General features: G+C 62.5%; 6 protein-coding genes. All 6 read right to left on the bottom strand.

Features of this window, described 5'->3' with window-relative positions:
- Positions 1-41 precede the first annotated feature (41 nt).
- A complete protein-coding gene (chvE, locus tag ABHM97_RS13165; RefSeq protein WP_502921284.1) occupies positions 42-1,190 on the bottom strand; it encodes a multiple monosaccharide ABC transporter substrate-binding protein in 1,149 nt (382 codons plus the stop codon).
- A 334-nt stretch (positions 1,191-1,524) separates the two neighbouring features.
- The gene (locus tag ABHM97_RS13160) at positions 1,525-3,789 is read right to left on the bottom strand and encodes a gluconokinase, GntK/IdnK-type (protein WP_349471072.1); all 2,265 of its coding nucleotides are present in this window, start codon (positions 3,787-3,789) and stop codon (positions 1,525-1,527) included.
- Positions 3,779-5,008: a D-mannonate dehydratase ManD gene (gene manD, locus ABHM97_RS13155; protein ID WP_235521359.1), complete on the bottom strand. Its 1,230-nt coding sequence runs from the start codon at positions 5,006-5,008 to the stop codon at positions 3,779-3,781. The genes ABHM97_RS13160 and manD overlap by 11 nt, the downstream gene beginning before the upstream one ends.
- Positions 5,009-5,141: 133 nt before the next feature.
- The gene (uidB, locus tag ABHM97_RS13150; RefSeq protein ID WP_349471070.1) at positions 5,142-6,563 is read right to left on the bottom strand and encodes a glucuronide transporter; all 1,422 of its coding nucleotides are present in this window, start codon (positions 6,561-6,563) and stop codon (positions 5,142-5,144) included.
- Positions 6,564-6,825: 262 nt separating this feature from the next.
- Positions 6,826-8,196, bottom strand: a complete 1,371-nt coding sequence (locus tag ABHM97_RS13145) for a mannitol dehydrogenase family protein (protein WP_349471068.1) — start codon at positions 8,194-8,196, stop codon at positions 6,826-6,828.
- Positions 8,193-9,599 (bottom strand): glucuronate isomerase, encoded by a 1,407-nt coding sequence (gene uxaC, locus ABHM97_RS13140; RefSeq protein ID WP_349471066.1) that lies wholly within the window; start codon positions 9,597-9,599, stop codon positions 8,193-8,195. The genes ABHM97_RS13145 and uxaC overlap by 4 nt, the downstream gene beginning before the upstream one ends.
- Positions 9,600-9,664 lie beyond the last annotated feature (65 nt).

Raw genomic sequence — 9,664 nt, 5'->3', positions numbered from 1 at the left:
TGGCTCCGCCGTGCTGCTGGACGGCGGAGCCACGCAGGGTGCTACTTGACGTCAGATTCCTTGTAGTAACCCGAGTCGATGAGTTCCTTCTGGAAGTTGTCCTTGGTGATGATGACGGACTTCAGGAGGAAGGCCGGGACAACCTTGACCTTGTTGTTGTAGGTCTTGGTGTCGTTGGTTTCCGGCTCGGTTCCCTTGAGGACCGCGTCAACCATCTTCACGGCCTGCGCGCCGAGCTGGCGGGTGTCCTTGAAGATCGTGGAGTACTGCTCACCGGCGATGATGGACTTCACTGAGCCCTTCTCGGCGTCCTGGCCCGTCACTACCGGCAGGCTTCCGGTGGAGTAACCGCCGGTGCTGGTCAGTGCGGAGATGATGCCGATGGACAGACCGTCATACGGGGACAGAACACCGTTGAGCTTGGTGCCTGAGCTGTAGGCGGAGGTGAGGATGTCTTCCATGCGCTTCTGGGCTACGGGTGCCTGCCAGCGAAGGATGGCTGCCTGTTCGAACTTGGTCTGGCCACTGGGAACCTTCAGCGTGCCTGCGTCCAGGTAGGGCTTGAGGGTGTCCATGGCGCCGGTCCAGAAGAAGTTGGCGTTGTTGTCGTCAGGGCTGCCGGCGAAGAGCTCAACGTTGAACGGGCCCTTGCCGTCTACTTTCTTGCCGCTTGCGTCAAGAAGACCCAGGCCGGTCAGCAGGGAGGTAGCCTGCTGGACGCCAACGGTGTAGTTGTCGAAGGTGGTGTAGTAGTCGACGTTGGGCGTTCCGTTGATGAGGCGGTCATAAGCGATGACCTTGACGTTCTGCTCTTTGGCCTTGGCCAGGACATCGGTCAGGGTGGTGCCATCGATCGCGGCGATGATGAGGGCCTTGGCACCCTTCGTCAGCATGTTCTCGATCTGGGAAACCTGGGTGGGAATGTCATCGTTGGCGAACTGAAGGTCGGTCTTGTAGCCGAGGTCCTTCAAGGACTTCTCAACGTTGGCGCCGTCAGCAATCCAGCGTTCGGACGTCTGCGTCGGCATCGAAATACCCACCAGTGAATCGGCAGGTTTCGCGGCGCTGCTGGCCTCGGCACCGCCTCCACGGCTGCCGCAGCCCGTGGCTCCGACGGTCAAGGTAAGGACAACCGCTACGGCGCCCAGGAGTTTCTTCAATCTCACGTTGCTCTCCTTCCGCGGCAGCATTGCCGCGAACTCTGATGCAGCCGGAGCATCTGCGCGTCCGGCACGGTAACGCTTTGGTGGGCCTGTGGGCTTGGGGGCGGCACATGCCACTTCAAGGTGGTGCGACTGCCATTGTGAACGCTAACAATACCGTCGGTCAAGTGCTGTAGATCACGAAATGGTTGCGGACGGGCAGCACTCCCCAAAGTCTTGACTTGAAACGTTGTTAGCGCTCACAATTAGCGTCCGATTCTTCGCGGAACGCCAAAAACCCGGCACCCCCTTGTGGGCGGTACCGGGTTCAGGCGTTCCTCCGTGATGGCACGAGGAACTCTCCCCTGCTGGGAACAGGGAATCAGAGGCGGGTGTCGAACGAATCGCAGAAGACGTTCTGGTTGAACGTACCTTGGAAATCGGACTTTCCCTGGATCTTCTGGATGGTTGCCCGGATGGCTTCGAGCGAATCCGCGTGCGCATGGATTGCGGTCTTGACCATGGGAACGTCGATCAGATGGTTCGGCTGGTTCAAGGAGACGAACACCGTGGGGACCTCGGTGGCGTACCAAGGAATTTCAGCAGCCATGGGCGAAGACCACTGGATGCGGATAGCCGCCTCCTGGGCAAAGCCCTTGACGTTGGCGAACACGAAAGCGGCGTCGAACCGCTCCGCGTAGTCGCCTGTGGCTTCCTCGGAAAGGACCCGCATGAAGTTCATGCCGGATTCCCCCGCTGCTTCGCGCTGCTCAGCGGTCTTGAATACGCTGACCTCAAAGCCTGCAGCTTCAAGCTCTTCCCGGACCGTGTCCAGATAGCCCAACGGATCGGCGCGGGTAAAGTCCGCGCCACCCGAGACGCCGTAGAGCCGGATACGCTTGTGGGTTTCGGGAGTGAGGGGCAGGTTGCGGTCCGTGTCCTTCACCAGGGTGACGGTCTTGTCAGCCACCTCGGCGGCGACTGCACGATGAGCTTCACTGCCGATGACGGAGAGGGCATCCGCGGAAGGAACCAACGATTCCCGGGAAGCGAGGTGCAGTCCCAGGCTCGCCTTCAGGCCCAGAATCCGCCAAAGTGCATCCTGGAGGCGGGACTCGGAGATCACGCCGGACTTGTAGCCGTCCAGCATGTACTGGAAGTCTTCCTCGGGGTTGCGGAAGAACAGGAACATGTCACAGCCGGCTGCGATGGTTGCAGGCACTAAATCGCGCCGCTTCATGGCCTGCGTGAGGCCGACCATCAAGGAGGCGTCCGTAAGGACCAGCCCGTTGAATCCAAGCTCGCCGCGCAGCAGATCCTGCAGCAGCTCCGGAGCCAGCGTCGCGGGCAGAACCTCAGCGTCAGTCAACCCAGGCCGGAAATGCCTGGACACCTCAGGCGCGCCAATGTGGCCCACCATGATGGACTGCACGCCGTGGCCAATCATTTCGCGGTAGACGTGCCCGTACGTCTTGTTCCACTCGTCGTAGGCGAGCGTGTTGTAGGACGTGACCACGTGCTGGTCGCGCTCATCGATGCCGTCGCCCGGGAAGTGCTTCATGGCGCAGGCAGTGGGTGATTCGCTGATGCCGTCGAAGTACTCCTTGGCCCGCTCCACCACAATCTCCGGGGTGTTCCCGAAGGAACGCGTGGAGATCACGGTGTTTCGCCAGTTGTAGTGGATATCCACGATTGGCGCGAATGCCCAGTTGCAGCCCAAGGCAGCAGTTTCGACGCCGGCAACCTGGCCCATGCGGCGCGCGATCGACCTGTCCGGGTGGGACCCTGCTTGCAGGTGCGTGGACACGAAGGTGCCGTCGTCGCAGCTGCCCGCGCCACCCATTTCCGGGTTGGAGGCTATGAGCAGCGGGATCCGGGTCTTGGATTGCGCGTAGCGGATATGTTCCTGAACGGCTGAGGACGGACCTGGCCGGTACCGCATGCCGCCCACATGGAAGTTCTCCAGCACGCCGTCGAGGTACTCCGGGGAGTAATCGTTGTTGTGGTTGATGAACAGCTGGCCGATCTTCTCTTCCAGCGTCATGGAGCCGATAGTGCTCTCCACCCAGGCAACGGCGTCGTCGTCGAGATTGTAGGGGGCGGCCTTCAGGTCCACCAGGAACGGACCGGAACCTTCCTTCAGCCAGGTGCTGATCTGATCCACCATGTCCTCCACGGGTTGGGCGATGTCCACGACTATTCCAGCCTCGTCGGACTGCAGCGGCTCCAGGGCTGCCAGCTGCGAATCGAGCAGCGAGGCCGGCATGAAGTGTCCGGGTCGGGCGTTCATGCGCTGGTTCAGCAGGTCGCGCGTGCCTTGCAGGTGTACGAACACCACCGACGGGTCCGCACTGCGGATGATGTTCCGGTAAGAACGCTTGAGCGCGCTGCACGCGATGATCAGAGAAGAGTCCGACGCCGGGAATCGCCTGCCGATTTCCGCCAGCCAAGGTGCTCGGTCGTCGTCGTTCAGCGGAGTACCCGAAGCCATCTTGTCGATGTTCGCCTGGGGGTGCAGGGAATCGCCGTCGAGAAATTCAGCACCGATCCGCTCGGCGAGGGCGGCACCAATGGTGCTCTTGCCACAGCCGGCTACTCCCATCACCACAATGTGGTGGCGAGCGCCGGAGCCCGGTTTACCAATCATGAACCGTACCGTCCACGAGGCGGTTGTAGGGCAGGTAGGCCTGCTGGTACGGGAACGCTGCTGCTGCTTCCTCGTTGAATTCGACGCCGATGCCCGGCTCGTCGCCGGGGTGCAGGTAGCCGTCCTTGAAGGTCATGGACTGCTGGAAGACCTCGTTGGTCTTGTCCGAGTGCTGCATGTATTCCTGGATGCCGTAGTTGTGGATGGCCAGGCCGACGTGCAGCTGGGCAGCAAAGCCGACCGGCGAAATGTCGGTGGGCCCGTGGAACCCGGACTTGATCTGGTATTGGGCAGCGAAGTCCATGACCTTCTTCAGCGGGGAGATTCCGCCGAAGTGGGTGGAGGCGGCGCGGACGTAGTCGATCAGCTGTTCCTTGATGATGGTCTGGTAGTCATACACGGTGTTGAAGATTTCGCCGATAGCCAGTGGCGTGGTGGTGTGCTGGCGGACCAAGCGCAAGGCTTCCTGGTTTTCAGCCGGAGTGCAATCCTCCAGCCAGAAGAGGTCGTATGGTTCCAGCGCCTTGCCGAGCTTGGCCGCCTGGATGGGAGTCATGCGGTGGTGGCCGTCGTGCAGCAGCGGGATTTCAGGGCCGAACTCATTGCGTACGGCTTCGAACACGGTGGGCAGGTGGCGGAGGTAAGCGCGGGTGTCCCAGTCTTCTTCCTGCGGGAACGCGCCTCGTCCGGCGGGCTCGTAGTCGTAACGTTCGCCTGAGGCCTGGGCCTGCGCGGCAACACCGTACACGGCCTTGATGCCGGGAATGGCGGTCTGGATGCGGATGGACTTGTAGCCCAGTTCCAGGTGCTCACGAACGGAATCAAACAGCGACGGGATGTCCGCCCCGGAGGCGTGGCCGTAGGCACGGAGCCCGTTGCGCGATGCGCCGCCCAGCAGCTGGTAGACCGGCATCCCCGCCAACTTGCCCTTGATGTCCCACAACGCCATGTCGACGGCGGCAATGGCCGCCATTGTGACCGGGCCCCGGCGCCAGTAGGAGCTGCGGTAGAGGAACTGCCAGGTGTCCTCGATCCGGTGCGGATCCTTGCCGATGAGCAGCTGCGCTACGTGTTCTTTGAGGTACGCGGCGACGGCGAGTTCGCGGCCATTGAGGGTGGCGTCGCCGATGCCCGTCACTCCGTCCTCGGTGGTGATCCGGAGGGTAACGAAGTTTCGGGACGGGCTGGTCACGAAGACTTCAGCGGCAATGATTTTCACAGCTTTTCCTTTCGGGATTCTGCTGGGTGAAGCGTTGCACTCGCATCGACGCGATGTGCGCTTCAGAGATTAAGTAGGATTTTAGTTTGGATTGCAGGTAATGGCAACCGGTTGCCGTTGGTTTTTGATAGATTTAGAGCCTCGACGTTTTGCCCAGCGGGGCTGGGTCAGAAGTGCCGGCGCCGGGTTCATCCGAAGCATGGGCCGCCGGCTCCCCGTGCTGCTCCAGCGAGCGGCGCGCCCGGATCTCCCCCACGATCTGCGCGTGCAGAACATCCGTGAGCTTGTACCTGGACATCACTGCAATGGCCAGAATCGTCATGATGGCTGGGAGCGCACCGGCGGCAAACTGGATGCCCAAGACGGCTTCGGCACTCTGCGCCGCGCCGGACTTGTAGCCTCCGAAGGCGAGGCAATAAGCGGCGAGGGCGCCGCCAACAGCCTGGCCGGTTTTCCTGGTGAAGGAGAACAGCGCGTAGGTGATTCCTTCGGTGCGGACGCCCGTTTTCCACTCGCCATATTCAACGGTGTCCGCTTCCAGTGCCCACACCACAATGTTGACGGCCATGACACCCATCAGGCTGATGACCAGTCCCGAGAATCCCACCCAAGTCATGAATGCGGGCGCGAAGAAGACGATGATGCCGCCGACCATGGAGAGGATGCCCGCGGTGATGTACACGTTCTTCTTACCCAGTTTCCGGACTAACCTCGGCATCATCGGCGCCATTGCCAGCGTCATGACAAGTTGGACAATTGCCAGCACCGGGTACAGATCCAAGCGGCCCAGGACGTCGCGCAGATAGTAGAGCTGCACGGACGACAGGGCCATGTAACCGGTCAGGAAGAGGAACGAACTCATGCACAGCATGAGCAGCGGACGGTTGGTCTTCAGGGTGTCCATACTCTGCTTGAAGGAAACATTCGGCACCGGGCGGTGGACGCGCTCCTTGGCCGTGAGCACCGTGAAGAAGTACAGCGCAGCGCCGACCATCACGAAAATCAGGGTGATAGTGGTGAACATTGACTGAAGGTCGGCACCCGGCTTGATCAACGGAGCCACGAAGATTCCCAGCGCAGAACCCACCAACAGTGCGCCCACCGCACGGGCCGAGCCAAGCTTGGCGCGATCCCCCGGGTCCTGCGTCATGGCGCCGGCCAGGGAGCCGTACGGAATATTGACCAGCGAATACGCCAGGCCCAGCGCCGCGTAGGTTACGTACGCGTAGAGCAGCGTCCCCGTCTCGCCCAGTTGGGGCACGGAGAACGTGGCCACGCTGAGGAGCAGGAGTGGGATGGACCCAAACATGATGAAGGGCCGGAACTTGCCGAACTTCTTACTGTAACTGCGGTCAACCAGGCGTCCGGCGAAAACGTCGGCGAAGGCGTCGAAGACCCTGACCACCAGGAGCAGCGTGCCTGCTGCGGCAGCCGAAATTCCTGCGACGTCAGTGTAGTAAACGAGGAGGAACATGGTGGCGGTAGTGAAGGCCAGGTTGTTGGCGGCGTCGCCTGCACCATAGCCGGCGATGCTGAGTTTGCTGAGCTCTTTCAATGCGGGCTCCTTTACCCTTCGCGTCATTGCGGTCCGAGTCGACTCGACATGGGCAAGGGCCAACGGAATCGGGGGTTCGGCTTATGCAGCTGTTGTAATTCTAATCACTTTGGCAAGCCCTTGGCAATCGGTTGCCGCAAATTTCCTTGAAAGTTTTACCAAGGGCTTGCAGCTGGCCAACGCTTGCAGAGGGTAAAACAACCAGCGGCCCAGACCCCGTGAAATACCAGGGCTGAGCCGCTTCGTCATGTGTAGCCAGAGCTTAGGCCGCCGTCTCCGAGACCCCGGCGTTGGAGGCGGGAACAAAGGCAACGCTGAGCCTATGGACAAGCTCAACGACGGCGGGATCACCGGCAAGTTCCGGGTCCAGCAGCGCCAACAACGCGGAAGTCCGGGCTTCACCGGAGAGCTGGTTCGCGTCAGCCACGGACTCGGACTGCGGGTCCTGCAAACCGGGGCTGGTTGCCACGAACGCCGCCCAGACGGCAATCATCCTCGCAGCCGCAGCCCCTTCCCGCCCTGCAGTTCTCTCCGCGCGCAGCACAGGAATCGCGCGCATCCGCAGCTTAGTGGTTGCGTCCATGGCGATCTGCGCCAAATGGTGCGCGATCCGCGAGTTACCAAAGCGCTCCAGCAACGCGGCCCGGTAGCCGGGTACCCCCAGCTCATCACCGGGAAGGTGGCGGGACGCCTCGTCCCAGAACTCCTCCACCGCCTTGCGGCACACTGAGTCGTTCAACGCCTCGGCCACTGTCGTGTGACCCCGCAACTGCCCGGCATACGCCAGGATCGAATGCGCGCCGTTCAGGAGCCACAGCTTGCGGTTCTCGTACGGTTCGATGTCATCCACGAAGACCGCGCCAGCGTCCTCCCACCGCGGTCGGCCAGCAGGAAAGTCACCGCTGAGAACCCAGTTATGGAACGGCTCGGTGACCACAGGGGCTTCGTCCCGGTACCCGCACGAGGCCGCTACGGCGTCGAGGTCCGCCTCGGTGGTGCGCGGCGTAATCCGGTCCACGGAGGTGCTGACGAAACTGGCGTTTTCCTCAATCCAGGCGGCAAGTCCGGCGTCGAAGGCCCCGGCGATGCCCAGCACCCCATTCCGGGCGACGTTGCCGTTGTCGGAGAGGTTGTCGCAAGAGACCACGGCGAGCGGTCCGGCGTCGGCGTCCCTGCGTGCGGCGAGGCCAAGGACCAAGCGGCCCAACGGCGTCGTGGGCTTTTCACCGGCAAGCAGCAGCGGAACGTCGTCGTCACCGAGCCCGTAGGCTGCCTCCGTGATGGTCAGCGTGACCACCGCAGTCCGCGGCGCGGCGAGCAGTTCCACAAGGCGGTCCATGTTGGCGCCATCGGCGGCTTCTACGATGCTGCCAACAACCTCAAAGGCATCACCGGAATCTGCGCGTTCAACAAGGGTGAACAACCCTTCCTGCGCAGCCAGGACCCGGGCGGCGTCGGGGCGGCGTCCGGTGAAGGAAGCGATGCCCCACTCCCCCGAATCGCCGGCGTGCTGCGTGTACCAGGCCTGGTGGGAGCGGTGGAACGCACCCAGGCCGAGGTGCACTATACGAACGGGTGCTTTGTCGGCAGGCGAAACGCCCCGGCTAAGGCGGGGCAGGTTACCGGCGGTCACAGCTTGAACACCCTGCGCGGCGAGGAATCGACGACGTCGAGGATCAGCTCGTGCGCGCGGTCTTCCGTCACGCGGTGCTCGGCGACAAGGCGTGCCAGGAACGATGCTTCAATCCTGCGGGAAGCGTCGTGCCGGGCAGGGATGGAGCAAAACGCGCGGGTGTCATCGATGAAGCCTGATGACCGCGAGAATCCGGCGGTTTCCGTGACTGCTGAGCGGAACCGCAGCATGGCGTCCGGTGCGTCAAGGAACCACCACGGCGCCCCGATGTACACGGAGGGGTAGAAACCGGCCAGCGGCGCCAGTTCGCGGGAAAAAACGGTCTCGTCCAGCGTGAAGAGCACCAGGTGGAAGTCCTTGGCCGTGCCGAAGTCCTGCAGCAGCGGACGGATGGCCTCGGTGTAGTTCACCGCGAACGGAATGTCATGGCCAGTGTCGGCCCCGAATTCATTGAAGGTGGGCTGATGGTGGTTGCGGTAAGACCCCGGGTGGATGGTCATGACCAGCCCGTCCTGCACGGACATCCGGGCCATCTGGTACATCATGTGCGCCTCGAACGCATCCCGGTCCTGTGCCGTGGCCTGACCTGCACGCGCCTTCTCGAAGAGCGCCCCGGCCTCAGCTGCGTCCAGTTTGAGCGTGGCAGGAGTGCGGACGCCGTGGTCCGCGGACACCGCGCCATGCTCCACGAAATAACGACGGCGGTTTTCCAGGGCTGCGATGTAGCCGGCGTAGCCGCTTGCGCCCTCACCGGCGGTTTCGATCAACGCGTCAACGTTGGCGCTCCAGCTGGGGTGGGCCACGTTGAGGTAGGCATCCGGGCGGAAAGTGGGCAGAACGCGGCCGTTGAAACTGGGGTCCTCGGTGAGGGCCCGGTGGCTCGCCAGGTTATCCAAGGGATCGTCCGTGGTGGCCAGGACCTCAATGTTGAAGTCCTTGAAGAGCTGCCGCGGACGGAAGTCCGGCTCCACCAGCTTTGCCGCGATCGCGTCGTAGCTCGCATCGGCCGTCATGTCGCTGAGGTCGGCTCCGAGCTTGAATACGTCGTCGAATTGGGTGCGCAGCCAATAGCCGGAGGCGGTGCCCTCAAAGAGCGGCCAGGCGTCTACGAACTGCCGCCAGATTTCGCGTGATTCCGGCGCGGAGGCAGTGCCAGTCAGCAACTGGCCCATCGGAACACCATTGGCGTGGATCAGGCGGGTGACGTAGTGGTCGGGGCTGACCAGCAGGGCGGCGGGATCGGGGAACGGCGTGTTCTGCTCGATGACAGCGGCGTCAACGTGGCCGTGCGGGGAGATGATGGGCAGGTCCTGAACGCGCTCCAGCAAGGAGCGCGCAATGCTGCGGGTCCCGGGATCTGCGGGCAGGAGCCTGTCAGGGTGTGCGGCAATGGACTGTGACATAGGTCAATCTTGCGACTCGCTTGCCATCCTTGTCAACCGGTTGCCAAAAATTGCCAACTAGTTGT

The organism is Paenarthrobacter sp. CAP02 (assembly GCF_040137855.1).
In the GTDB taxonomy this organism is placed as follows: domain Bacteria; phylum Actinomycetota; class Actinomycetes; order Actinomycetales; family Micrococcaceae; genus Arthrobacter.
Note: the sequence above shows the minus strand (reverse complement) of the source record. Positions and strands in the feature narration are given on the sequence as shown.